The 24247-nt window shown below is 72.3% G+C and carries 24 protein-coding genes; 10 read left to right on the top strand and 14 right to left on the bottom strand.

Annotated elements, in window-relative coordinates; all coding sequences use genetic code 11:
* Positions 1-98: 98 nt before the first annotated feature.
* Positions 99-1136, bottom strand: coding sequence for a hypothetical protein (locus VMI11_07345; GenBank protein ID HTY72228.1), 1038 nt, complete (start codon positions 1134-1136; stop codon positions 99-101).
* A 159-nt stretch (positions 1137-1295) separates the two neighbouring features.
* Between VMI11_07345 and VMI11_07340 the strand changes: the two genes are divergently transcribed.
* A complete protein-coding gene (locus VMI11_07340; protein HTY72227.1) occupies positions 1296-1817 on the top strand; it encodes an NUDIX hydrolase in 522 nt (173 codons plus the stop codon).
* A gap of 28 nt (positions 1818-1845) precedes the next feature.
* On the opposite strand, the gene VMI11_07335 is transcribed toward VMI11_07340, so the two are convergent.
* The gene (locus VMI11_07335; GenBank protein HTY72226.1) at positions 1846-2652 is read right to left on the bottom strand and encodes an alpha/beta hydrolase; all 807 of its coding nucleotides are present in this window, start codon (positions 2650-2652) and stop codon (positions 1846-1848) included.
* A gap of 88 nt (positions 2653-2740) precedes the next feature.
* Entirely contained in the window at positions 2741-3289 is a 549-nt protein-coding gene (locus VMI11_07330; protein HTY72225.1) for a hypothetical protein, read from the bottom strand.
* A 151-nt stretch (positions 3290-3440) separates the two neighbouring features.
* Here VMI11_07330 and VMI11_07325 point away from each other — a divergent pair, with 151 nt between their 5' ends.
* The 8 genes from VMI11_07325 (at position 3441) to VMI11_07290 (ending at position 11602) form a co-directional block, all read left to right on the top strand.
* Positions 3441-4127 carry a PadR family transcriptional regulator gene (locus VMI11_07325; GenBank protein ID HTY72224.1) on the top strand — a complete coding sequence of 229 codons (687 nt, stop codon included), beginning with the start codon at positions 3441-3443 and terminating at the stop codon, positions 4125-4127.
* 163 nt (positions 4128-4290) lie between these two features.
* The gene (locus VMI11_07320; protein HTY72223.1) at positions 4291-5250 is read left to right on the top strand and encodes an ATP-binding cassette domain-containing protein; all 960 of its coding nucleotides are present in this window, start codon (positions 4291-4293) and stop codon (positions 5248-5250) included.
* Positions 5247-6071, top strand: a complete 825-nt coding sequence (locus VMI11_07315) for an ABC transporter permease (GenBank protein HTY72222.1) — start codon at positions 5247-5249, stop codon at positions 6069-6071. Before VMI11_07320 ends, VMI11_07315 begins: the two co-directional genes overlap by 4 nt.
* A 226-nt stretch (positions 6072-6297) precedes the next feature.
* Positions 6298-6651: a hypothetical protein gene (locus VMI11_07310; GenBank protein ID HTY72221.1), complete on the top strand. Its 354-nt coding sequence runs from the start codon at positions 6298-6300 to the stop codon at positions 6649-6651.
* 44 nt (positions 6652-6695) lie between these two features.
* On the top strand, positions 6696-8735 hold the full coding sequence (locus VMI11_07305) for a histidine kinase (protein ID HTY72220.1): 2040 nt from the start codon (positions 6696-6698) through the stop codon (positions 8733-8735).
* Positions 8732-9376 (top strand): response regulator transcription factor, encoded by a 645-nt coding sequence (locus VMI11_07300; protein HTY72219.1) that lies wholly within the window; start codon positions 8732-8734, stop codon positions 9374-9376. The genes VMI11_07305 and VMI11_07300 overlap by 4 nt, the downstream gene beginning before the upstream one ends.
* Before the next feature lie 72 nt (positions 9377-9448).
* On the top strand, positions 9449-10468 hold the full coding sequence (locus tag VMI11_07295; protein HTY72218.1) for a hypothetical protein: 1020 nt from the start codon (positions 9449-9451) through the stop codon (positions 10466-10468).
* Between the two features lie 9 nt (positions 10469-10477).
* Entirely contained in the window at positions 10478-11602 is a 1125-nt protein-coding gene (locus VMI11_07290) for an NAD-dependent epimerase/dehydratase family protein (protein HTY72217.1), read from the top strand.
* 620 nt (positions 11603-12222) lie between these two features.
* Here VMI11_07290 and VMI11_07285 read toward each other — a convergent pair.
* From VMI11_07285 to VMI11_07250, 8 genes are all read right to left on the bottom strand, one after another.
* Positions 12223-12900, bottom strand: a complete 678-nt coding sequence (locus tag VMI11_07285; protein HTY72216.1) for a hypothetical protein — start codon at positions 12898-12900, stop codon at positions 12223-12225.
* The gene (locus VMI11_07280; protein ID HTY72215.1) at positions 12893-13621 is read right to left on the bottom strand and encodes a hypothetical protein; all 729 of its coding nucleotides are present in this window, start codon (positions 13619-13621) and stop codon (positions 12893-12895) included. Before VMI11_07280 ends, VMI11_07285 begins: the two co-directional genes overlap by 8 nt.
* Positions 13618-14118 (bottom strand): hypothetical protein, encoded by a 501-nt coding sequence (locus VMI11_07275; protein HTY72214.1) that lies wholly within the window; start codon positions 14116-14118, stop codon positions 13618-13620. The genes VMI11_07280 and VMI11_07275 overlap by 4 nt, the downstream gene beginning before the upstream one ends.
* Entirely contained in the window at positions 14115-15374 is a 1260-nt protein-coding gene (locus VMI11_07270) for a hypothetical protein (GenBank protein ID HTY72213.1), read from the bottom strand. Before VMI11_07270 ends, VMI11_07275 begins: the two co-directional genes overlap by 4 nt.
* 143 nt (positions 15375-15517) lie before the next feature.
* Positions 15518-16936 (bottom strand): amidase, encoded by a 1419-nt coding sequence (locus VMI11_07265; protein HTY72212.1) that lies wholly within the window; start codon positions 16934-16936, stop codon positions 15518-15520.
* Between the two features lies 1 nt (position 16937).
* The gene (speB, locus tag VMI11_07260; GenBank protein ID HTY72211.1) at positions 16938-17858 is read right to left on the bottom strand and encodes an agmatinase; all 921 of its coding nucleotides are present in this window, start codon (positions 17856-17858) and stop codon (positions 16938-16940) included.
* A gap of 35 nt (positions 17859-17893) precedes the next feature.
* Entirely contained in the window at positions 17894-18310 is a 417-nt protein-coding gene (locus VMI11_07255) for a nuclear transport factor 2 family protein (GenBank protein ID HTY72210.1), read from the bottom strand.
* Entirely contained in the window at positions 18307-19758 is a 1452-nt protein-coding gene (locus tag VMI11_07250) for a cytosine permease (protein ID HTY72209.1), read from the bottom strand. Before VMI11_07250 ends, VMI11_07255 begins: the two co-directional genes overlap by 4 nt.
* Positions 19759-19883: 125 nt before the next feature.
* On the opposite strand from VMI11_07250, the gene VMI11_07245 reads away from it, so the two are divergent.
* Positions 19884-21356 (top strand): PucR family transcriptional regulator, encoded by a 1473-nt coding sequence (locus tag VMI11_07245; GenBank protein HTY72208.1) that lies wholly within the window; start codon positions 19884-19886, stop codon positions 21354-21356.
* A 3-nt stretch (positions 21357-21359) separates the two neighbouring features.
* Here VMI11_07245 and ligD read toward each other — a convergent pair whose 3' ends face one another.
* From ligD to VMI11_07230, 3 genes are all read right to left on the bottom strand, one after another.
* Complete coding sequence (gene ligD, locus VMI11_07240) at positions 21360-22325, bottom strand: non-homologous end-joining DNA ligase (GenBank protein ID HTY72207.1); 966 nt, start codon at positions 22323-22325, stop codon at positions 21360-21362.
* A gap of 31 nt (positions 22326-22356) precedes the next feature.
* Positions 22357-23448, bottom strand: a complete 1092-nt coding sequence (locus tag VMI11_07235) for a ScyD/ScyE family protein (GenBank protein HTY72206.1) — start codon at positions 23446-23448, stop codon at positions 22357-22359.
* A 139-nt stretch (positions 23449-23587) separates the two neighbouring features.
* Positions 23588-24013 carry a DUF1810 domain-containing protein gene (locus tag VMI11_07230; GenBank protein ID HTY72205.1) on the bottom strand — a complete coding sequence of 142 codons (426 nt, stop codon included), beginning with the start codon at positions 24011-24013 and terminating at the stop codon, positions 23588-23590.
* Positions 24014-24247 lie beyond the last annotated feature (234 nt).

Below are 24247 nucleotides of genomic sequence, written 5' to 3'. Positions count from 1 at the left end.
GCCCCCCCAACGCCTAACAAGTCGGTGGGAGGCCGCGGCGACGTACGGGCGGCCGCGGCGACGTACGGGCGGCCGCGGCGACGTACGGGCGGCCGCGGTCAGTGCTTGTGGCGCTCCTCGCGCTCTTGGGCGCGCCGGACGACCTCGTCGGCCTGCTCGGGGGACAGGTCGTGGCCGAACATCCCGGCCAGGAACCGCGCGCCCTCGACCTGCATCGAGGCGGCGGCCGCCTGCTGCTGCTCGGGGGTCATGGCCTCGAACGCCTCCTCCAGGCGCTGCCGCGCCGCCGGGTCCATCGGGTCGAACGGTGTGCCGTCGGGCAGGGCCGGCAGCTTCAGCGACTTGTCGTCGGAGACGAATGAGGGGATCAGCCCCACGAAACGGCTGACCGCGTCGACCAGGCCCGCGACGTCCTCCGGGGTGTTCGAGGCGCCCTTGCTGACGCAGACCACCTTGGACATCTCGAGGAAGAACGCCCAGTGGTCGCGGGACATCACGAGCTCCATGGCCCGCGGGTTCATGACGTCCATCGCGTACTTGCGGTCCAGCGCGAGCACGCGGAAGCGCCGGTCGAAGTCCTCGCTCTCGAGGCTGACCTCCTTGAGGAACATGGTCATGAACGGCCGGGCGTGGCGCGGGCTCACGAACAGCGGTGGCAGGGCCTCGCCGAGCTGCACGACGCACACGCCTGCGGTGAGGGCGTGCGTCCGCGAGATCAGGGCCTCGCCTGAGTCGATCGGGATCCACGCGTTGGCGGCGACCCACGTGTACGGCGCCGTCCCGCCGGTCACGACGTCGGCGTAGGTGGTCGCGCGGACCGGCGCGACCGTGGTGCCGGTCGGCTCCTCCACGTGCCAGAGGTGGCGGATCATCCGGTGGACGTAGGACTCGGTCGTCTCGTCGAGGTGCGGGTCGGTGCCGAGCGCGCTCCAGCCGTGCGCGGCGGCGTACGCGGCCAGCCCGGCGAGCGGCGCCTGCTCGGCGGCCAGGCGGGCCTGCGCCTCGGCCTGGCGTCGCGCGGTCTCACGTTCCTGGCGGCGCTTGCCCCGCCGGGTGAGCAGGCTGTACAGCGACCACAGCACGCCGAGGACGATCAGCAGCGCCAGGATGCCGAGGTCTCGCTCCATCGTGGCCATGGCGTGGCCCCCTTGCGTCCAGGTCCGCGGGGTGCGGGTGCCGCGGTCCAGCATGCTCCGTGCCGCGGTCGCCCACCATGGGCCCGCAGCTGTGGCTTGTTAGGCGTTGGTCGGCCGATAGGCCGACCAACGCCTAACAAGTCGGTGGAGAATGCTGTCGTGCCGGACGACGGGGTTGGTGGCGGGACCTGGCCGCCTCGGATCCCGGCGTCGGCGGGCGCTCTGGTACGCGACGACGAGGGGCGACTGCTGATCCTCAAGCCGACGTACAAGTCCGGCTGGACGATCCCGGGCGGCGTGGTCGAGGCGGACGGTGAGTCGCCGTGGGAGGCGTGCCGCCGGGAGACCCGTGAGGAGACCGGGCTCGACGTCGAGTTCGGGCGCCTGGTGTGCGTCGACTTCCTGCGGCCGCGGCCGGGCCGTCCCGGCGGGGTGCGCTTCCTCTTCGACTGCGGTCAGTTCGGCCCCGACGTACTCCAAGGCCTGGTCGTCCAGGCGGAGGAGATCTCCGAGTACCGCCTCCTCGACCCCCAGGACGCCGTGGCCCTGCTGAGCAAGCCGATCCGGCGCCGGGTCAAGGCGGCGCTCAGGCACCCGCGCCGTCTCACCTACCTCGAGGAGGGCCGCCGCCCGCCGACCCGTGTCATGCGTCCTGCAGAGGATCCTTTGCCGGACGAATGACGGGTCGGTACGGCGGTGCGGGCAGCGGTCAGTCGGAGTGGGACTGCAGGAAGGCCAGCGTCCGGGCGTTGAAGCCCTCGACGTCCTCGTAGATGGGTGCGTGGGCGCAGCCCTCGAAGACGGCGAGCTCGGCGTCCTTGATGCCGGTGACCAGCGTCTCAGCGAAGCGGGTCGACGTGCACAGGTCGTGCCGTCCGAAGGTCACCAGCGTCGGCGCCGCGATGTCCCCGAGCACGGAGGTGGCGTCGTGGGACAGCACCGCCCCGGACTGGCGCATGAACGCGTCCACCGGCGGCATCGGGCGGCTGCGTACGAAGTCGGCGAGGGAGTCGATGTACTCAGGCTTCGCTGCGTACAGCTCAGGGGTGAAGCACCACGGGAAGATGCCCTTGATGACCATGTCCGTGACGCTGTCCAGCGCGTTCGCCATGATCTGCCAGCCCTCGACGACCACCCGCAGGAACGGGTCGGTGCGCGCCCAGGCGCTGTGCAGGGACAGGGTCCGTACGCGGTCGGGGTACTTCGCGGCCAGCCACATCCCGGTCGCGGCGCCCAGCGACAGCCCGAAGATGTGCGCCCGCTCGATGCCGATGGCCGCCATGAGTGCCGCTACGTCGTCGGCGAGCAGCTCGGTCGTGTACGTCCCCTCGGGCTTGCCCGACAGCCCGGCGCCGCGCAGGTCCACGGTGTAGCACGTGAAGTGCTTGGCGTAGTCGGCGACCTGGAAGGCGTAGCACGCCTGGTCCGCCGCCAGGTAGGGGATGAGGACGATCGGTGCCCCCTCGCCCTGGACCTCGTAGTACATCTCGATCCCATTGGCAGACGTCGTGGGCACGATGACCTCCCGGGGGTGGAGTGGGTTACCTCTCGCGAGCATCAGCGCGCGACGCGGCGGGGCGCAAGGGTCCTGCGGCCCGGATCCGTCAGGACTCGGGCAGGCTCGCCACGGTGGTCGTGCCGCCCCCGTCGACGAGGGTGAACGGCGCCGTGGGAAGGGCATTGCGCGGAACCGACACGAAGACGAGGTAACCGAGGCCGAGGGCGTTCTCGTCGCCCGACACCGGGACGTGGGAGGCATCGGCCGAGCGCACGCTCACGCTGCGCCGGCCGGTGTCCACGAGGACGTCGGTGGCCTTGGGCAGCCTCTGAGGCGACCCGATGACGAGGAAGGACAAGACGACCCGGCCCGGTACGTGCTGCGCCCGGGCCGGGTCGTCCACCCGCAACGTTCCCGTCGCGCAGACTCCCGAGGCCGGCAGCGCGGTCGTGACCCGCGGGGGCGAGATCGAGCCAGTGTGCTGGACGCAGACCCCGACCTGGCTCCAGTCGATCGGCGGCGTCTCCCCGGCGCGGGTCGCGAGCACCCCCACACCGGCGATCGCCGCGACGACGGCGAGGAGGCCGAGGCACAGGGCGACTCGTCGGCGCGACCGGCGCCGCACGCTGGTCGCGGGCTGTGCGGTGGCGGTCATGGCGTCCTCCGGTCCCCGGGCCTCAGCGTAGGACGCCCGGCGCGCGATACCGGTCGCCGTGGCCCCATCGTGACCGCACACTTCTGGCACTTGACATCGAATGCACGGTGACGACTACTCTGAATCGAGTAATCGCAGAGGAGCAGTCAGCATGACCCGTCGGAAGGTCGCCAATCCGCTCGCGCTGGCCGTCCTGGCCTGCCTGTCCGAGCGCCCCATGCACCCGTACGAGATCTCGTCGACCCTGCGCAGCCGCGGCAAGGAGCTGTCCGTCAAGCTCAACTACGGCTCGCTCTACTCCGTCGTCGAGGCCCTCGAGCGGCACGGGCTGATCCGAGCAAAGGAGACCGTCCGGCAGGGGCGTCGGCCCGAGCGGACCGTCTACGAGATCACCGAGGCCGGCGCCACGGAGTGCGAGGACTGGCTCGCGGAGCTGCTCTCCACGCCGGTCCGCGAGTACACCTCTCTCGAGGCCGGCCTGTCGTTCATGCCGCTGCTCGGCCCCGACGAGGTCGCGCGCCTGCTCGCCGGCCGGGCGGACCGGCTGCGGATGGAGCTGCGCGCTCTGGACGCATCGGCCGCGGTGGCCGGCGACATGCAGCTGCCGGAGGTGTTCCTCGTCGAGGGCAGCTATCGCCGTGCCCTGCTGGTCGCCGAGCTGGACTTCGTCGTCGACCTCGCCCATCGGATCAGCGAAGGGACCCTGGGCGGCGTCGCGGGCTGGCGGCGCATGCAGGAGCTGATGGCCCAGGGCATCTCGCTCGAGGAGATCACCCAGGACCCCCAGTCGTTCTTCGGGGAGGAGGGCCGCGTCTTCCAGCCGCATCCCCCGCGATAGGCGGGACCCCAGCACAGCAAGACCCCTGGCCGGTGCGCCAACACCGGCCAGGGGCTCCACACCCGAGTCCGGACGCTCGATCCGTCCACGAGGCGCACTCCAAGGATAGGAGGCGGCGGCCGCGACTCCCGATCACCAGGGAGCAGCAGTGCCCACGTCCTCCATGGCGGCCGTCACGGCGGTCGACCTCGTCAAGACCTACCCCCGCGGGCGCGGCAAGCCCCGCGTCCGTGCCCTCGACGGGCTGACCGTCGAGGCCGCACCCGGCAGCGTCCTCGCGCTGCTCGGACCCAACGGCGCCGGCAAGTCCACGACGGTGCGCGTGCTCACCACGCTGAGCCGTCCGGACAGCGGGACGGCGTACGTCTCCGGCATCGACGTCCTCGCCCACCCCGACGCCGTCCGGCGCACCATCGGTGCGGTGTGGCAGAAGGCCTCGAGCGACCCCATGGCGACCGGCCGGGAGAATCTCGAGCTCGCCGCGCGGATCCAGGGCGCCTCCACCGCTGCCGCGCGCGCGAGGGCTCGCGAGCTGCTGACGCGCTTCGACCTCACCGCAGACGCCGACCGTCTCGCCCGGACCTACTCCGGCGGCATGGCGCGCAAGCTCGACGTCGCCATCGGTCTCGTGCACCACCCGCGCGTGCTGTTCCTCGACGAGCCGACCACCGGGCTGGACCCGCAGGCACGCGCCCAGCTGTGGCGCGAGATCGGCCGGCTCACCGGCGACGGCGTGACGATCCTGCTCACCACGCACTACCTCGACGAGGCCGATCGCTTGGCCGACCGGGTCGCGATCGTCGACCGCGGACGGATCGTCGTCGAGGGCCCGCCGGAACAGCTCAAGAGCGAGCTGCACGGCGACACCGTGCAGGTCGAGCTCTCCTCGCCGGAGGCGGCGACGTCGGCGACGCAGGCACTGGCGACGGCGGGCCTGCGTGAGGCGGCGGTCGAGGGCAGCCGCGTACGTGCTCGCGCCGACCGGCCGGCGACGGCGGTCCCGGCAGTGCTCGCTGCTCTCGAGGCCGCCGGACTGACGGTCACCGCGGTGAGCGTGGCGCGACCCTCTCTGGACGACGTGTACCTGCGTCACGTCGGGCGGGCGATGGAGGTGTCGGCATGACCGCGGTCGTGGCCACGCTCGTCCCGGTGGCGGCCGAGCGGCCGCGGTGGAGGTTCGTCCGGCACTCGGCGTACCTGACCGTCCGCTCGCTCCGGACGCTGTGGCGGGTCCCGGCGTTCGCGATTGCGACGCTGGTCCAGCCGGTCATCTGGCTGCTGCTCTTCGGCCAGCTGTTCAAGTCCGTAGTCGACATCCCCGGCTTCGCCGCGGGGTCGACCTCCTACCTCGAGTTCATCACGCCGGGCGTCATCATCATGACGGCGCTGTTCTCCAGCGGCTGGGCCGGCACCGTGTACATCGACGACATGAAGCGCGGCGTGATGGACCGCTTCCTGGCGTCGCCCGTCAGCCGCGGCGCGATGATGGTCGGGACGCTCGCCTACCAGGCGATCACCACTGTCGTGCAGACCGCGGTGGTGTTCCTCATCGCCGTGGTGGCGGGGGCGCGCTTCAGCCCGGCCGGCGTCGGGGTGACGTTCCTCGCCGCCGTGCTGATCAGCGTCATCATCGCGTCGCTGTCGAACGCCCTCGCCCTGCTGCTGCGCCAGCAGGAGGCGCTCATCGGCATCAGCCAGTTCGTCGTGCTGCCGCTGCAGTTCGTGTCCTCGGCGCTGATGGACCTGGCTCTCGCCGCGGCGTGGCTGCGCGGCGTCGCCCGGGTCAACCCGGTGGACTGGGCCGTCGTGGCCTCGCGCGAGGCGCTGCAGGCGGGGACGGACTGGGCGGCGGTGCTGATCCGGCTGGGCCTGCTGGGTGCCCTGGCGCTCGGGATGGCGTACGTCGCTACGCGCGCCTTCGGCTCCTACCAGCGCTCGCTGTAGGCGTCCGACCCACCGGCACCCGACCCACCTGAACGTTGTTAGGCGTTGGTCGGTCTATCGACCGACCAACGCCTAACAACTTGTCGAGGGACCCACGCCGGTCACCGTGGCCCCGGAGTGCCGGCGGGAGAACTTCCCGGTCGGAGCGGGAAGGCGCCCGTTCCGGGCGGGAAGGCCTCGCCCCGATGGTGGTGGCACCTCACCACCACCGTCTCAGGAGGAAGCCATGAACGTCCGCACCCTGACCATCCTCACCGCCGTCCTCGGCATCGCGGAGCTGCTCACCGCGGTCTTCACGGTCGTGGAGCACACGCCCAACTCCGCGCCCGTGATGCAGGCGGTCTTCGCGGTGCCGTGGCTCGTGTCGTGGCTGCTCCTGCGCTCCGGCCGAGTCACCGCCGGGGCCATCGTCTCCGGCCTGCTGTGCCTGTTCATCCTCCTGGCATTCCCGACGTGGCGGCACTACTCGACCTTCGACCGCGTGTGGCAGATCGCGTACGCCGTCACGACCCTCGCCGGCCTCGTCACGTCGGTCGGCGTGCTGGCGCGGCGCCGCTCGGCGACGGCGCGGGTCTCCTGAGCCGACCCGGCGACGGGAGCAGCGAGACCGTGCACGATGGGGCCGTGCTCCACGAGATCCGGGCCGACCGCCGCCGAACCTCGGTGGCGGTCGGCCTGGGCCTCGCCCTCGCCATCGGTGGATCCGTCGTGGCCGCGTGGGTCGACTCCTCGGTCGTCGCCTACCGCGGCAGCGAGGTGGTCACCGCACTCGTGATCTCGGTGACGGCCGTCGTCGGTGCGGTCGTCGCCCTGTCGGTCCCCGGGAACCGGATCGGCTGGCTGGTGCTCGCCGGCGCCGTCCTCAGCGGGTCCGGGGAGGCGATGACCGAGCTGGGGATCCGGGGCGAGCTCACGCACCCGGGCTCGGTGCCCGCCTCGGCCTGGCTGGTGATGCTCGGCGTCACCGCCCGGACGCTGTCGTGGACGGTCGCCTTCGTGGCCGTCCCGGCCCTCTTCCCCGACGGCCGCCTGCCCGACCCCGCCTGGCGATGGCTGCGCACCCTGATCCTCGCTGCCCTCGCCGTGCAGACCCTGGCGTGCCTGCTGGCCCCGATCGAGACCCGGCTGGGCAACGACTGGCGCGGCCCGCTGACTCCCGTCGACCCGGCGAACACCGCGCTCGGGGCCATCAACCTCCTCGGTACCGTGCTCGCGCTCGCCGCCGCGGTCGGCGCGGTCGCCGGTCTGGTCCGCCGCTGGCGGCGAGGCGACCCCGTGGAGCGCCAGCAGCTGCTGCTGTTCATCGTCGCCGTCGCCGCGGTCACGGCCTTCCTCGCCTTCGTCCTCGTCGACGTCGTCGTGTCACCGGCCTCACCACCGCGCTGGGTGTTCTCGCTGAGCGGGCTGCCGGTGCCGCTGGCGATCGCGGCCGCCACCCTCACCCACGGCCTGTACGACCTCAGGCGCGCGGCCAACCGCGCCCTGCTCGCGCTGCTCCTGACGGTGTCCACGGCAGCCGTGTACGTCGTCATCGTCGTCGTCGCCACGGCGCTCGCACCCGACCGGCAGGCGCTGTGGCCCTCGGCGCTGGCCGCCCTCGGCGCCGCGCTCGTGCTGATTCCCTTGCGGGAGCGCCTCCAGCGCGTCGTCGCGCGGGTGGTGTACGGCCGGTGGGACCAGCCGTACGAGCTGTTGTCCGGCCTCGGCCAGCGTCTGGCTGCCGTGGCCGACCTCGACCAGCTCCTGGCCGAGGTGGTGTCCGACCTCGAGGCAGAGCTCGACCTGACCTCGGTCTCGGTGCGTGACGCCCGGGGCGCCCTGGTGGCCGGGACCGCCGACCGCGGGGCCATGGCCGTATCGCTGGCGGCCTACGGAGTCCCGGTCGGGACCCTGGCCTTCGACTCCGCGGACCGCGAGCTCAGCCCGGCCGAGCTGAGGCTCGTCCGCGATCTCGCTCAGCCGCTCGGTGACGCGTTGCACGTACGCGGCCTGCTGGCCGACCTCCAGGCCACCCGCGAGCGGCTCGTGCTCAGCCGCGAGGAGGAACGCCGGCGTCTGCGGCGCGACCTGCACGACGGGATCGGCCCCGCGCTCGCCGGACTGACCCTCAAGGCGGAGGCCGCGCGATCGCTCCTCCCGCCGGACGCGACGGCGGCCTCGGCGCAGCTGGCCTCTCTCGTCGAGGAGATCAGGGCCACCGTCGTCGACGTGCGGCGGGTCGTCGAGGGCCTTCGGCCGCCCTCGCTGGACGAGCTCGGCCTGGTCGGGGCCTGCACCCAGGCCGTCGCCAGGCTCACCGGGGGAACGGCGGTGCACGCGTCGGTCGAGGCCGAGCCGCTGCCGCCGCTGCCGGCCGCGCTCGAAGTCGCGGCCTTCCGCATCGTGCAGGAGGCGGCGACGAACGTGGTCCGGCATGCGGGCGCCACCCAGATGCTGGTAGGACTTCGTTCGGACGGTGCGGTGCTGGAGGTCAGCGTCCGTGACGACGGAGCCGGGCGCGACGGACGAGGCGACGGCAACGGCATGTCGACCATGCGCGAGCGCGCCGAGGAGCTCGGCGGGCGGCTGTACGTCGACTCGCCGGGTTCGGGCCTGCTCGTACGCGCGGAGCTTCCCCTCGACCCCTCAGCCGCCCGTGCCCAGCTGTGGGAGGCGACGCTGTGACCACGGTCGTCATCGTGGACGACCACCCGGTGTTCCGATCCGGGCTGGCCGGCCTGCTGGCCACGCTGCCCGAGGTCGACCTCGTCGGTTCCGCCGGCACCGCCGCCGAGGCGCTCGCCCTGGTGCGCGACGAGGGTCCCGACGTGGTCCTCATGGACCTCAACCTGCCGGACACCTCCGGCGTGGAGGCGACCAAGGCGATCCTCGGCTTCGCGCCCCGGACCGCCGTCCTCGTCGTGACGATGGTCGACGACGACGACACGGTCTTCGCGGCGCTGAGTGCCGGCGCCCGCGGGTACGTCCTCAAGGGTGCCCCCGCCGAGGAGATCACCGCGGCGATCAGCACCGCCGCGGCCGGCGGCGCCGTGTTCGGTGCAGGGATCGCCCAGCGCATCCTCGCCGGCGCTCGCGCCCCCAAGGGGCCGGCCGCAGCGATCGAGACACCCGGCGGGGAGCTCACTCCGCGGGAGCGCGAGATCCTCGAGCTCATCGGGACCGGCGCGAGCAACGCCCAGATCGCCCGCACGCTGGGCCTGTCCCTCAAGACCGTGCAGAACCATGTCTCGCGCATCCTGGACAAGCTGCACGCGGCCGACCGCACCGAAGCCGCTCTGCGGGCTCGCGGACTGCGGCCGGACTGAGCAGGCCGCCGAGCGGGTGGCGTGCGCCCGCCGAGGTTTGCCGAGGTGGGGGAGCGCGGCATCCTTGGGGATGTGGACGCGCCACTCGGCTTCGAGGAGGCCTGGAACGTCGTCTTCGCCAAGGGACGGCTCACGCGACGCGACGTACCTCTCGGCTTCGACCCGCACGCCTTCTCGCTCGAGGCCTATGACGAGGTCGTCCCCTATGTCGCGGGCTTCGAGCAGGTGGCGGCGCAGGCACCGGCGACCCGCTCCGGCCTGCGCTGGCGCTACGAGGGCGAGTCGGTGCTCTTCCGGCACGAGCGCATCCTCAACGCGGGCTACGACGAGCTGGTCGAACGTGTGGACATCGCCGGCGGCATCCGGCTGATGAACGACTACATCGGGGGAAGCACATACGTCGTCTCGCGCGACAGCGCCGGACGCATCGAGCGGCAGGCGGAGCGCAACCTCTACCTGCCGCAGCCGAACTGGATGGCCTTCTCCGGGGGCCAGTACATCGACGTCTGCAAGCTCGAGCGGCTCCACCACGCCGAGGACTCATGCCGGATCTCGTGGCGCACGATCGCGAGCCCGAACGGCTCAGCGGTCCACGACGACGGGTCCATCGCCTTCGAGCGGGTGGACGCCACCCGGACCAGGGTGGCCGTCTGCGGCCTGCAGCTGTTCACGCTGCCGCCCCTGTGGGCGGCGGCCGAGCCGTGGCTCACCGGACCGGTCAAGGATGCCCTCGTCGAGGAGTCCTACCGCCGGTTCTTCACCGCCACCCTCGACAACGTGGAGGCGGCGTTCGAGGGACGCGACCACCGGACCGGGTCGGAGCCCGGCGCCACGCTCTCCTGGGCGGACACGATCGGGCAGCTCGTGCAGCTCGCCAAGGCCGCTCTCCCGGAGGACCCGCTCGCCGAGCTCGGCCGCCGGCTGCGCGAGCAGGGCCGGCCGGAGCCGGACCTCGTGGACGCCAACGGCTTCCGGCACTTCTCGGTCGTCCCGACCCAGCCCGTCCGGGAACCGGGCTGGGTCGCGGCGCTGCGGTCCTGGCAGGAGGAGCTGGTCGAGGTCATCGAGGCCGACGGTGGCCGCGGACGCTGAGGAGCCCCGATGAGAGTGGCGGTGACCGGGGCCAACGGCCTGATCGGCGCGCGTGTGGTCAAGGCGCTGGCGGACAGTGGTCACGAGCCGGTCGCGGTCGTGCGTCGCGGTGCGGACCTGCGCGGCCTCACCGGCCTCGCGGCGCCGGTCGGGTACGCGGACCTGCGCCGCCCCGACAGCATCGCGAGAGCGGTCCGAGGCGCGCAGTGCGTGGTGCATTGCGCCGCGCTCTTCTCCTACCGCCAGGGCGACGAGGAGCGGCTCACCGCCTCTCACGACGAGGTGACCACGCAGGTCGTCCGGTCTGCCGCCGATGCCGGCGTACGACGGTTGGTGCTGACCTCGTCGTCGGTCGTCTTCGGGTCGAGTCCCGGCCCGCAGGTCCGTGACGAGACGGGCTCGATCGGGGCCGAGTGGGTGCCGGCCTACTTCCGCGCCAAGTCGCGGCAGGCCGACGTCGCGCGTGCCGAGGCCGACCGGGTGGGCCTCGAGCTGGTCCTCGCCTGTCCCACCCTGGTCCTCGGCGGCCCGAGCTGGCGCCTGGTTCCCAGCAACGCGGTCATCGTGCGTTACCTGTGCGACCCGACCCGGACCACCTTCGACGGAGGTTGCAACGTCGTGGCCGTCGACGACGTGGCCCGTGGGCACGTGCTCCTCGTCGAGCAGGGCGTGCCGGGGGAGGCCTATCTCCTCGGGGGCGAGAACGTCTCCTGGCGTACGTTGCACGCCCTCGTCTCGGAGCTGGCCGGCATCGACGGGCCGCACCTCGCCGCGAGCATGACCTCGGCCTGGCTCGCCGCGTCGGCGCTCGAGGCCGCCGCCCACCTCCTCGGGTCGGAGCCGCTGGCGACGCGCGACGAGGCACGGACGCTGGGCCGCTGGTACTGGTACTCCTCGGACAAGGCGCGAGCGCTCGGCTACCGACCGGGCTCGGCTCGCGCCGCCGTGGCCGGGGCACTCGCCTGGCTGGTCACCAGCCCGCACGTGCCGCGGCTCGTGCGGGAGAGCCTCACGCTGGCGGAGGAGGTGTACGCCGCGCGGACGCTGACCGCTTCGTCGCCTTCCGCGGGGACGTCGTCCGGGCGCCCGCCGCGCGTGGCGCGGCCGGCTTCGGCGCGAGCACGTGCAGGGTGACCTCGAGGACCACGTCGACGCCCCCGAGCACGCGCACCTCCCCGTGGTAGGTCCGGCCGGCCTCCACCTGCTCCTCGCCGAGGCCCACCGCGATCCGCACGTCGGTCTCGGCGCCGGGTGCGAGGTCGAACCCCGCGGGGTCGAAGGTCACTGGGAGCCGCACGGCCCGCCCTCCGCCGGCCGGGCGGAAGGCGCTCGCCTCGAGGCTGACCCGCGCCGTCTCGGCCCGCGTGTTCGCCACGGTGAATCCTCCGGCCGCTTGACCCCCCCTGGGTCCGCTGAGGTCGAGGGCCAGCCGGACGCCGGACCGTACGTCCTCGCGTGGGCGCTCACCGGTCGCCGCCTCGACGAGGCGTTCCCCCGACTCGCGGGCGAGGTCTTGCACCATGCGGGCGTAGCCGAGGTTCAGGTCGGCCAGCTCGCGCAGGTAGCGCTCGCCCTCGCTGCGCAGCCGGCCCAGCGCGTCGGAGTCCGGCCACTTGGCCATGCGCTGGGTGACCTCGACGTACTGCTTGGCCAGTCGCAGCTGGGTGCGCGCCGACTCCGACACGAGCTCTTGCACCTGCTGCCAGACCGTGGCCGTGGTGCTCCTCGGACTCGTCATGGACCGTCCCTCTCACTCAGCAGCAGCAGCCGCAGCAGGTGACTTCGATCGAAGCGCAGTCCAGCGGCAGCACGTCCACGGCAACCCTCAGCGTGGTGCCGCACCCGTTGATCCGGATGTCGCTGGTCAGCGTCGCGCAGCAGCGCAGGCCCGCTCCGCGCTGCTCGTCCGGAAGGCCCGCCTTGCCGGCCACCTGGAGGACGAGCAGCACCTCGCGGGAGGAGCAGGCCGGGACCGTCAGCTCGCCCGAGGGCTGCACCACGGCCTCGATCGCGACCTCGTCGCCCTCGCAGGACGTCCACGGCCCGACGTCGACCGAGACGGTGACGTCGCGGTGGCGCGGGTTGCGGATCTCGAGCGGGACGACGCGACGTTCTCCCGGACGGGCGATCACCAGGACGTCGGCATCGCTGCAGCCGCCACGGCAGCTGCAGCGGTCGCGGCAGCCGTCGCAGCCGCCGTGGCCTCGGTCCCGGCAGCCGGCGCAACCGCCATGGTGGCGGTGGTGGTCCCGTCCGGCGTGGTCGCGCCGTTGGCGGCTCGATCCCGGCGCAGGGCCCCAGCCCCGATCCCACGCCCGGATCGTGTCGTCGAGCGCGGAGAACAACGGCTCCCAGGCGGCGAGGCTGTCGTCGACGAGCCGCTGGACGGACTCGGTGACGCTCGCCGGGGACGTGCTCCATCTCTCACGCATGGCTCCTCCTCGGGCCGGACGGGGCTCGTTTGACCGGTGTCGCGGTCCTCGGGACCACGACGACGTGCACGGTGGCGGTGCAGACCGGCAGCGACGCGACGTACCGACGCTCGGCGTCCAGCCCCGCCGGGATCTCGACCGTCGCGGCGAGCGTCTCGGCACTGCCGGGCGGCAGGCTCACGGGAGCGGGCAGGCGCAGCACCGCGTCGAGCTCGGTGGGGGTACCGGCGGCTCCGGGGCCGAGGAACGGGCCGGGTACGTCGGCGTCGACGAGCAGGCGTGCCCGTGCGGTCGCCGCCAGGTCGGCCACCACGTTGCCCATGTTGGTGACCTGCACCTCCACGGCCGTGATCCCTGGGGCCGCGGTCACGATTGCGGGGGCCACTGTCAGCCGCGGGGCGGCCTGCACCCTCAGGATCGCCTCCAGCTCCTGGCCGCCGATCTCGAGCCGCACCGGGTAGTCACCCGGCGGAGTGCCCGCCCCGGCTCGAAGCCGTACCTCCACCTCTTTCGTCGTCCCGGGGTCGAGGCGGGCGAGGAGCGGGCCTGGGGCCGGGATGTCGATGCGCTCGCCGTGCACCGAGAGGCCACGGACCGTGGCCCGGTGCTCGCCGTCGTTGCCCAGCCGCACCCGTCCGCGCAAGGCCGTGGGCGGGCCGGTCAGCACCAGCGGGCCCTCGGCGCCGGGCCGGACCCGGACGCCGGCGCTGCCCTCGCTCACGGCTCCACCCGCACGACGAGGCCGTGGCCGTCACGGGCCCTGTGGCCGTGGGCGCCGTGCCCGTGGCCGTGGTCGTCGCGGTCCGCCCACTCGCGCGCGACGGCGCCCTCCACCACGAGCGGCTGCTTGGGCGCCGGCTCGACGTAGCTTCGGGTCTCCCCCCGCCAGGTCCAGGCGAGCAGCTCGACGCCCAGCACGCTCAGCCCGATCCGTTGCTCCCACGGCGTGCGCAGCCGCGTCGGGGGCAGCGGCGCGAGCTCCACCCGCACGCAGCTGTCGACCGTGACCGGCTCGAGGTCCACCGACGAGGTGGAGCTCACCGTCGAGGCGGAGGTGAGGGTGGAGCTGAGCGGCTCGACGGCGATGGTGGACGACGTGGTGACCGGCTCCAGGGTCACCTTGGTGTCCACCGAGATGTCGTCGAGCCCCTCGATGGTGACGTCGGAGTCGATCCCGACGGTTCCTGCGTTGTTGACGTCGAAGGTGTACGTCGTCATCGGCCTACCTCGTGCTCCTCGGGCGCCGGCTCGTGCGACGGGCTGACGAGACAGCTGTGGTGGAAGCCCAGCCGAGGGTCGGACCACGCCGACAGGCCGGGGTCGTACTCCTGCAGCTCGGGCATCGGGACGTGCAGCCGCACGTCCAGGCTGGGGTAGTCGTAGACGGTGATGGAGTTGAGTCCGCGGTTCGCGGTGAACAGCAGCGACTGGTCGGCGGAGAGCTGGCAGGCGTACACGGAGTCGAGCAACGACCCGCGGGTGACCCGCAGCGCGCTGACGTAGTGCTTGCTGCTGGGGACCAGCGACCCGCGGGTGAAGGCGTCGACGACCTGGGTCACGGCCGTTCGCCCGTGCTGGAGCTGCGTCGCGACGTCGGGGCGCTCGTCGAGGACCCGGAAGTCGGCGAAGCTCTCCAGGTCGATGAAGACGATGCTCTGGCTCCCGCCCGCGCAGAAGATGAGCTCGCGGTCCGAGATGGTCACGTCGGAGTTGATGTGGGCCGGGATCTCCCGCCCCGCGGCCCAGTGCCGCACGACCTGGCCGCTCTCGGCGTCGATCTCGTAGACGTACTCCTTGAAGTACGCCATCCCCCACTCCTGCCAGTCGCTGCCCTCCTGGGGGAGCACCCGGAAGGACAGGGCGTAGAAGAGGTCCTCGCTGGGATGGCAGGCCACGTGCCAGCACGTCGTGGGCAGACCGATGCGGCGCGACTCCCCGGTCACCAGGTCGAGCACGCCGACCTCGCGGGCCTCGCCGCGGTCAGGGTGGTCCATGCCCCCGTACACCACGTAGCGGCCGGACGCGGTGCGCTTCATGGCGTGCGGGAGCTTGAGCTGGTGAGGTCCGATGCGCTCGGCCTTGCTGAGCCGGTTGACGTCGAACTTCCAGAAGTGCTCGCCGATCGCGGTGACGAACTCCACGTCGTCCAGCCACACGAGGTGGGTGCTGGCCTTGAGGGAGTGGTCGGTGACCTCGAAGCGCATCGTGGAGATGCGCTCGGCCTCCTCCAGGGAGGCGGGGTCGTAGAAGAGCAGGTGCTGGCCGGTGTTGCCGAGGAACCCCACCGAGGTCTGCGGGCTCACCGAGACCGCGTGGCCACCCGCGGCGCCCGGGAAGTAGGCGACCTTGTAGGCGTAGCGCTCCCCGGCCGGGTCGTAGCGCAGGATGCAGACGCCGGCGCGTCCCTCGAGCCCGTTCAGGCCGCTGCCGTCGAGGGCGACGTGGAACGCGTACGGGTAGCTGGGTTCGGCCACGGCGGCCCCTGTCGAGCGCTTCGGCCCCCCTCGGGCCCGAGTCTAGGAGCCGTTTCGGCGCCCGGCCAGGGCCGATCGTGGGAGCCCGGGTGCACCCGTTCGGCTCCCGCTGGCCGTCGGCAGAGCCGCTCTACCTCCCCGGGTCAGAGACGGAACTCGGTGTAGCCCGGCGCCACCCGCGGCCACGGGAACGCCTCCTCCCAGCGGGCTGCGATGTCGAGCAGCCAGGCGTCAGAGTAGCGCGGACCGGTCACCTGCAGGCCGAACGGCACCCCGTCGAGGAGTCCCGCCGGGAGGGTCACCGCCGGGTGGCCGGTGATGTTCTGCAGGGCGGTCGAGTACGCCCGTGCCGGCAGCCAGGCGACCTCGTCCTCGGGGGTGAGCCGGCCGTCGGCCTCGACGTGGGCCACGGCCACGGTCGGGGTGACCAGCACGCCGTCCTCGCCGAGCAGCCGGTCGACCACGGCGGTGTAGCCGAACCGGCGCCGCCGGGCCGCCAGGTAGGCATCCACGCCGACGGAGAGCCCGTAGCCCAGGAACTCCTGCGAGCTGGGATGCATCCGGTCCAGCCCCGCCTCGACCCAGGCCCGGCCCAGCGAGGAGACGTGCTCCGCGGCGGCGAGGGTGAACCAGTCGAGATCGGGGTCCCCGTCCTGGAACAGCGTCCCCGGGGTGATCACGTCGAAGCGCGTCGCGAGCAGGCCGACGACGTCTCGCGCGACCCGGTCGAAGTGGGCGGCCACGTCATCCGGGAGGGGACCGAGGTCGGACGTCCGGTGCGCGAGGTGCACGACCGACGGCACCGGCGCGGCGACCGTCCCGCCGCGGATCCCCGTGCCCGGCGCGGCCTCCGGGTCGCCCGGCACGGCGCCGGCCTCGACGTCGAGGAGCAGCCGCAGATCGGCGACGGTCGTCGCGAACGGTCCGTCGGTGGACAGGTCGATCCAGTCGGGGACCGGCGAGCGGCCGACCAGGCCCCGTGTCGGCTTGATGCCGACGAGCCCGCAGAACGACGCCGGGATGCGGATCGAGCCCCCACCGTCGGTGGCGGTCGCCACCGGCACCATCCCCGAGGCGACCGCGACGGCGGACCCGCCGCTCGAGCCGCCGGGGGAGTGGCGGGGCGACCACGGGTTTCGCGTCACCCCGGTGAGGAGGTTGGCCGTGTGCCCCTCGATCGCGAACTCGGGGAGAGCGGTCTTCCCGATCGGGATCGCCCCCTCGGCGCGCAGCCTGGCCGGCACCAGTCCGTCGGCCGCCGCTGGCGGGGCGTCGGCGAGCAGCAGCGATCCCTTGCGCGTGGGCATTCCCCGCAGGTCCTCGAGGTCCTTGACCAGGACCGGGACGCCCGCGAGGCGCCCCGTCGGCGCGCCGGCGTCCAGCGCGCGGTCGAGCGCCTCGGCCTCGGCGAGGGCCTCGTCGGCGCGAAGGGCGACGACCGCGTTGAGCGTGCCGTCCAGGCGAGCCACCCGGGCCAGCGCCTCCGTGACGGCGTCGACGGCGCTGACCCGACGAGCGGTCACGGCCCCAGCGAGCTCACCGACCGGGCCTGAGGGCAACACGTCAGGAGGGTGGCTTGGGGTCCGCGAGCAGCCCGAGCAGCTCGTACACCACGTTGGCCGCTGCGATCGTCGTGAGCTCCGCGTGGTCGTACGCCGGCGCGACCTCCACGACGTCGGCGCCGACCAGACGCATCCCGGCCATGCCCCGCAGGATCATCTGCAGCTCGCGGCTGGTCAGGCCCCCCGGCTCGGGGGTGCCGGTGCCCGGAGCGTGGGCCGGGTCGAGGACGTCGATGTCGACGGAGACGTACACCGGGCGGTCGCCCACGCGCTCCCGGATGCGACCCACGGCGTCGTCGACGCCCCGTCGGGCCACGTCCATCGTGGTCACGGTCGCGAAGCCGAGCTCGGCGTCGGCGTGCAGGTCGTCGGTGGAGTACAGCGGCCCGCGGGTGCCGACGTGCGCCGAGCAGCCGAGGTCGAGCACCCCCTCCTCGACGGCGCGGCGAAACGGCGTGCCGTGGGTGTAGGGGGCGCCGAAGTAGGTGTCCCAGGTGTCGAGGTGCGCGTCGAAGTGCACGAGGGCGACTGGGCCGTGCTGAGCCGCCGTGGCGCGCAGGAGGGGGAGCGACATCGTGTGGTCGCCCCCGACGGCGACGACGTACTGGCTGCGCTGGAGCACTTGGGTCGCGGCGCGCTGCACCTGGTCGACGGCCTGGCCGATGTCGAAGGGGTTGCACGCCACGTCGCCGGCGTCCGCGACCTGGTGGACCGTCCACGGCTCGATGTCGAGGAAGGGGTGGTACGGGCGCAGCAGCTTCGAGCCGGCCCGCACCCCTCCCGGCCCGAACCGGGCCCCCGGTCGGTACGAGACGCCGGAGTCGAAGGGGATGCCGAGGACGGCCACCGCGCTGCTGCCGACATCGTCGAGCCGGGGCAGGCGGGCGAAGGTCTCTGGGCCGGCGAAGCGGGGGACCTCCATCGCGTTCGGCGGGCCGACCGGCCCCTGCTCGTCGCTCACTGCGGCCCCGGATCCGGGCTGAGGTGCTCGTGCACGGCGACCCATCGTCCCTCGGGCTCCCGCCGGAACACGATGGTCTCCCGCTCGGCCAGGTGCTGCTCCCCACCGGCGTCGCGGACGTGGGTGCGCACGCGATGGGTGAACACCGCCACCGTCTCGGACACGGGGTCGACCCGCTGGTCCGACGAGTGGCAGCTCAGCACACGGAACCCCTCGGCCTCCCAGGAGGCCCACTCCTGCTCGTAGGCCTGTCGCGAGGCCAGCACGCGAGGGGTCGTGTAGAAGACGAAGGTCGCCTCCGGGGCGAAGCTCCCAAAGTAGTGGACCCGGTCGTGCGCGGCGAAGGCCGCGACGAGGTCGGAGGCGGCGGCGAGCACCGCCGCCTCCGTGCCCTGAGTCGTGTCGCTGGTCACCGCGCCGTTCCAGTCTCGGCGAGGACCTGCTCGCTGCGTTCGATGGCCGGCTCCTCGTCGTGGACGTCGTGGCCGCGGGACATCACCAGGTACACGCCCGCAGCGACGATCATGCCCAGGATCCACGAGATGTCCACCCCGTTGAACGTCTTCGCTCCGATGCTCTCGTAGAAGCCGGGGATGTAGGCGAAGGGGATCTCGACCAGCACGGCGACGAGGTAGGCCGTCACGCCGCGCGCGCTCCAGAGGCCGTAGATCCCGTTGGGGCGGAACAGGTCGGTGATGGCGTACCGGCCGTGGCGCAGGAAGAAGAAGTCCACGAGGTTGATCGCGGTCCACGGGGCGAGCAGGTACAGCATCGCGAGCAGGGAGTTGTTTAGCGCGGTCGTGGCGTGGACGAGGGCGATGCCGAGGACGATCCAGATGACGGCGAGGACGACGATCACGGCGACCCGGAGCCGGCGCGTCGGGTTCACGGGCCGGAACGCGTCGACGCCGGTGACCACCGTGAGCATGCCGCTGTAGGCGTTCAGTCCCATCGTCGCGACGAGCGCGAGAACCGCGAGGATCGCCAGCAGGCTGCCGAGCCCGCCCACGACGTTGTTGCCGGCGTCGTGGATACCGACCAGCGCGTCGCCGGTGCCCAGCCGGGTGGCCATCCAGGCACCGATGGGGATCAGCCAGATCGGGGAGCCGGCGGCACCCCAGAACACGGAGAACATGATCTTGCCGGTGGGGGTGTTCCTCGGCAGGTAGCGCGAGTAGTCGGAGACGTACGGCGCATAGGTGATGTTGTAGGACGCGGCGACGGTGAACATGGCGAGGAAACCGGCCCAGGTGAAGCCCAGCCCGCTCGCCGGGGCCTTGCCGCCCGCGTTGCCCGTGATGATCCCCAGGGTCAGCACGATCCAGAAGGGCAACGACACGAAGAAGAGCACCTGGAAGACCCGGTGCAGCCAGTCATGCCCGTAGATCGCGAGCAGAGCCGACACGACCGTGATCACCGCCGCGGTGGCTGTGGCGTTCCAGCCGAAGATCCCCTTGAGCCCCTCCTTGATGATGATCGTGTCGACGACGTTGAAGGCCAGGAACGTGAAGCCGGTCGCCAGCAGGGGCAGGACCACTCCGCGGTAGCCGAACTGGGCGCGCGACTGGATCATCTGCGGCAGGCCCAGCTTGGGGCCCTGAGAGGCGTGCGCCGCCATGAAGATGGTCCCGAAGAGGATGCCCAGCGTCGCGGCCAGGACGGTCCAGCCGAGGGTCAGCCCGACCAGGGGTCCGACGAAGCCGATCGCGACGGTGAAGGGCTGGAAGTTGCCCAGGAACCAGAACGGGCCCTGCAGGGCGAGGCGCCCGTGGCGCTCGCTCTCGGGCACGTAGTCGATCGAGCGGGTCTCGATGGTGGTCAGGCTCGGGGCCGAGCCTGTCGTCAGCGTCTCTTGCGCCATTCCGGCCTCCCTCTGGCGAACTGCGCATCAATGTGGCGGGTGACCAAGGGCCGGGCAATCGTGACAGCCACGAAGCTGGCCCCCGTTGCTTGTGCTCCACCACAGATCGAGCGACGATGCGGAGCATGGCTGCGTCGCTGACCGTCGACGACCTGCTGCGATCCACCGCGTTGCAGCTGGAGCTCCTGGCCGGCTCCTCCGGGCTGAGCCGCCGGATCGCCTGGGCGCACGTCTCCGAGCTCGAGGACCCCACGCCGTGGCTGCTGGGCGCCGACCTGGTGATGACCACGGGCATGGCGGTACCCAAAGCGGCCGCGGGGCAGCGGGCGTACCTGAAGCGTCTCGACGACGCCGGAGTCAGCGCCCTGGCCGTCTCCGACCAGCTCTTCACTCCCGCGCTACACCGCTCGTTCCTCGACGACGCGGACCGCAGGGGCTTCCCCGTGCTTCGCGTGCCGCTCCCGGTGCCGTTCATCGCCATCGCACAGGAGGTCGCGGCCGCGGTGCAAAGCGACATGCACCGGCGGCTGACGGCCCAGCTGCACGTCTTCGGTGCGCTGCAGACGCTGGCGTCCGAGGACCTCACCCTCGAGCAGCTGTTCTCCCGGCTGGAGGCGCTGTCGGGCTACGCGCTGTACGTCTCCAGCCCCTCCGGCCGTGCCCTGCTCCCGGGAGTGCCCGCCCCGCCGCCGGACCTCATCCACCTGCTTCCCGAGTCCTATGACTCCCCGCCCACGGTTCCCGATGGCTACGTCCTGCCGGTGCTGGCCCCCGGCGGCCCCGCCGGATTCCTGCTCGCGATCGAACGCCCCGACGCGGTGCCGTCCGGACTCGCGGTGGTCCAGCACGTCGCGACGATCGCCGCGCTCCAGCTGTCCATCCAGCGCCACGAGCGGGAGACGCTGCGGCGCGAGGGGGCTGAGACCCTGGCCGAGCTGCTGCAAGGCGTCCTCGACCCGGCGACGGCGCAGCGCCGGCTCGCGCGCATCGGCCACCCGCCCGGGTCCTCGCTGCGCCTCGCCGTGGTGCGCCCGGTGGAGCGAGGCCCGGTCGACGACCAGGCGGTGCTGCGGGCGTTCTCCGCGGAGGAGGTCCCCGCTCTGGTCCTGCGCCAGCAGCGTGACCTCGTGGTCCTCCTGCCCGCCGACGTCGAGGTCTCGCCGACGCTCGCCCACGCCGCCGTGGGCGTGAGCCGTCCCTTCGGGTCGGGCGAGCCGCTCACGGTGCCTCGCCGGGAGGCATCCTGGGCGGTCGCCCGGGCGGTCGATGCGGGGGGTGGCGTCGTCGTCTTCGGACAAGACGCCGCGGGACGCTGGCTCACCGAGGACGCCGCAGGGCTGCGCGGGCTGGTCGACGCGGTGCTCGGTCCGGTGCTCGAGTACGACGCCGCGCACGGCGGGCAGATCCTGCCCTCGGTGCGCACCTGGCTCGAGCACGACCGGAGGACCACGGAGGCGGCAGGCGCCCTGCACGTGCACGCCAACACGCTCGGCTACCGGCTGCACCGCTTCGAAGTGCTCACTGGCCGTTCACTGCAGAACACCGCCGATCTCGCGGAGGTCTGGCTCGCGGTGCACGCCGTCGCCCACGCCCGATGACGCTCACTCCGGGTCCGCGCCGACGGGAGGCTCCGCGCCGGCGTGCTCGTCACGCTCGGCCCATTCCAGCAGGGGGGCGATGTCGAAGACCGCGTCGTCGATCCCGGCGTGCAGGTCCCCGACCCCGGCGTAGCGCTCCGGCACGGTGGCCATTGTGAAGTCTCGCGGAGTGACGTCGTCGAGCTCCGACCACAGCACGGGCGTCGACACCGTGCCGACCTCGTTCCCGCGCACGCTGTACGCGCTGGCGATCGTGTGGTCGCGGGCGTTCTGGTTGTAGTCGATGAACAGCGATGCGGGATCGCGGTCCTTGCGCCACCACGTCGTCGTCACGTCGTCCGGCGCACGCCGTTCGACCTCCCGCGCGAAGGCGAGAGCGGCACGGCGTACGTCGGAGAAGCCGTGCTCGGGGCGGATCCGCACGTAGACGTGCAACCCCTTGCCACCGCTCGTCTTCGGCCACCCGACGGCGCCGAGCTCGTCCAGCACCTCGTGGGCCACGTGCGCGACCCGGCGTACCGTCGCGAAGTCGCACAGCGGCATCGGGTCGAGGTCGATGCGCCACTCGTCGGGCTTCTCGGTGTCCGCGCGCCGCGAGTTCCAAGGGTGGAACTCCACCGTCGACATCTGCACCGCCCAGATGACGCTGCCGAGCTCGGTGACGCAGAGCTCGTCAGCCGTACGTCCGAAGCGCGGGAACCACACCCGGACCGTCTCGACCCACGGCGGCGCACCAGACGGCAGCCGCTTCTGATGCACCTTCTCCCCGGCGACGCCCTTGGGGAAGCGGTGCAGCATGCACGGACGCTCGCGCAGGGCGTTGACGATCCCGTCGCCGACTGACAGGTAGTAGTTGACCAGGTCGAGCTTGGTCGCGCCGGTCGCCGGGAAGTACACCCGGTCGGGGTGGGTGATCCGTACGTCGCGTTCGCCGACCTCGACCTCGATCGCCTCCGACTGCGCCGCCACACCACCCAGGATGCCGGGCGTGCATCCCCGCTCAGGCGATCTTGACCAGACTCGCGCCGAACAGGAACGTGTTGGTCGCGTAGACGTGGCCATCCCTGGCCAGGACAGCGGCGCCCGGGAGCGTGAGCTTGCCCTTCGCGATCTCGATGCGGGAGGTGTTCTTCACGCGCCAGACCCGCGCCGTTCCGGCGATCCCCGAGGGGTCACCGCTGCCGAGCGCGGCCTCGACGGCCCAGACGCCGTACTTGCTCAGCTCGGTGACGTACAGCGCCCCGTCGAGCCCCACCCAGACGTCGTTGATCCCGGTGAAGCCGGAGGCCACGACGGGACCCGGATTCACCGGGTGAGCGGGATTGCCGGAGCAGCCCGCGTTCCTGCCGTCGACGCTGACCCGGAACACCCGCGCGGTGCCGTAGGCGAACGGGAACCCGGTGAGCGTCCCGACGTAGGCGTTGCCGTGACCGTCGAGCGCGACGCCGGTGGGCACCGCCTCAGCCGGGATCTTCGGCGGAAGGCCGGTTGCGATGTCCGGTGGAACGCTCTTGGTGGACTCCAGCTGGTCGGGGAAGCACGCCACCGTCCAGGCCTTTCCGCTGGGCGTGACCCGTAGCACGTCGTCGCCCGCCGCGTCTGCGATCAACGCGCTGCCGTCGGGCAGCACCTCGACGTCATAGGGGTTGGACTCACCCGGGTTGGGTGGGTCGTCGATGTCGTAGGGGTCCGGGCTGAACTTCTCCTGGAAGGCCGCGACGTCCAGGACCCGCCTCGGCTTGCCCTTGTAGGGGATGTACCAGGCCGTCGCGCTCTCTCCCGTGTCGTTGGCCGCGTAGACGACCCAGATGTCCTTGCGGTCGTTCGTCGCGGCGGTCCCCACGCCCGCGGGCAGTCCACCGACCAGGACGACGGGCGGGTTGACCGGGTGAGCCGGGTCCCAGGACTTGACCTGCACGCCCGACTCGCCGCCGTCGGCGAAGACGATGAGGCCCTTGTTGGTGACGTCGAGGCTCTTGACGATGCCCAGCGGGACTCCGGACGACGTGGCTCCTGCCGGTTCAGCCGCGACCAGTACGCCACCGACCGCCAGTGCGGTGGTGGCCACGATCGTCGTCAGTCGTCGACTCATCGCACATCCCTCCCTCGGGAGCCGAACGCCCGAGCCGGCGCCCGGCACAGATGCTGAGGAGGTCCTATCACCGGAGGGAGGGGTCTCGGCCACGGTGCTAACCCTGAACCGACGACCCTCGTACCCCCGGGCCGTTGTGTCAGACCCGGCTGGTGGTCGCTTCGTCGGGGACCCCGCCGTAGTACTGGTCGAGGACCTCGTGGAAGACCGGCTCGTCCGGGTCGGCGAGGGCGAACAGCGTCATCGACGACCTCAGCTTCAGGGCGTCGACCGGCCCGAGGACGGCGACGGGATCGGATCCGGGAAGCGACGTCAGGATGCGGGCGCACTCGCGCAGCCGCGGGCCGAGGACCGGGTGTGCGAGGTAGGCACGAGCCTCGGCCAGGCCGGAGACGGCGTAGTACTGGGCGGTGGGCGAGCGGCCGAGGCCGGCGACCTGCGGGAAGACGTACCACATCCAGTGGCTGACCTTGCGCCCGCTCGTCAGCTCCCGCACCGCGGCGTCGTAGCTGCCCCCGTCCTCTTGCGCGTCGACGAACCGGCGCAGCCCGAACGCGTCCGCCACGCCGGCGAGCGTACGTCCACGACCCTCTTCTTGTAGCAATGAACGCGGCGTAGTTGCACACCTAGTGCAACTACGCCGCGTTCATTGCGGACAGATCAGGACCTGATGCGGGCGTTGTCCGGGTCGTACATCGGACGGAGCGAGACGACTGCAGGGTAGCGCTCCCCGGCCACCTCGACCTCCCACGTCCCGGAGTCGAGGAACGCGGCGCCGACTGGTACGTCGGCCTCGACC

The organism is Actinomycetes bacterium (assembly GCA_035506535.1).
In the GTDB taxonomy this organism is placed as follows: Bacteria; Actinomycetota; Actinomycetes; order DATJPE01; family DATJPE01; genus DATJPE01.
This window is presented reverse-complemented; position numbering and strand designations above follow the sequence as displayed.

Excerpts from the sequence above, each read along its gene's own strand:
- VMI11_07235 (HTY72206.1), bottom strand. The coding sequence starts at position 23,448 with ATGAGTCGACGACTGACGACGATCGTGGCCACCACCGCACTGGCGGTC.
- VMI11_07275 (HTY72214.1), bottom strand. The coding sequence starts at position 14,118 with ATGACGACGTACACCTTCGACGTCAACAACGCAGGAACCGTCGGGATC.
- VMI11_07285 (HTY72216.1), bottom strand. The coding sequence starts at position 12,900 with ATGCGTGAGAGATGGAGCACGTCCCCGGCGAGCGTCACCGAGTCCGTC.
- VMI11_07310 (HTY72221.1), top strand. The coding sequence starts at position 6,298 with ATGAACGTCCGCACCCTGACCATCCTCACCGCCGTCCTCGGCATCGCG.
- VMI11_07320 (HTY72223.1), top strand. The coding sequence starts at position 4,291 with ATGGCGGCCGTCACGGCGGTCGACCTCGTCAAGACCTACCCCCGCGGG.
- VMI11_07325 (HTY72224.1), top strand. The coding sequence starts at position 3,441 with ATGACCCGTCGGAAGGTCGCCAATCCGCTCGCGCTGGCCGTCCTGGCC.
- VMI11_07345 (HTY72228.1), bottom strand. The coding sequence starts at position 1,136 with ATGGCCACGATGGAGCGAGACCTCGGCATCCTGGCGCTGCTGATCGTC.
- VMI11_07250 (HTY72209.1), bottom strand. The coding sequence starts at position 19,758 with ATGGCGCAAGAGACGCTGACGACAGGCTCGGCCCCGAGCCTGACCACC.
- VMI11_07315 (HTY72222.1), top strand. The coding sequence starts at position 5,247 with ATGACCGCGGTCGTGGCCACGCTCGTCCCGGTGGCGGCCGAGCGGCCG.
- VMI11_07290 (HTY72217.1), top strand. The coding sequence starts at position 10,478 with ATGAGAGTGGCGGTGACCGGGGCCAACGGCCTGATCGGCGCGCGTGTG.
- VMI11_07245 (HTY72208.1), top strand. The coding sequence starts at position 19,884 with ATGGCTGCGTCGCTGACCGTCGACGACCTGCTGCGATCCACCGCGTTG.
- speB (HTY72211.1), bottom strand. The coding sequence starts at position 17,858 with ATGGAGGTCCCCCGCTTCGCCGGCCCAGAGACCTTCGCCCGCCTGCCC.
- VMI11_07330 (HTY72225.1), bottom strand. The coding sequence starts at position 3,289 with ATGACCGCCACCGCACAGCCCGCGACCAGCGTGCGGCGCCGGTCGCGC.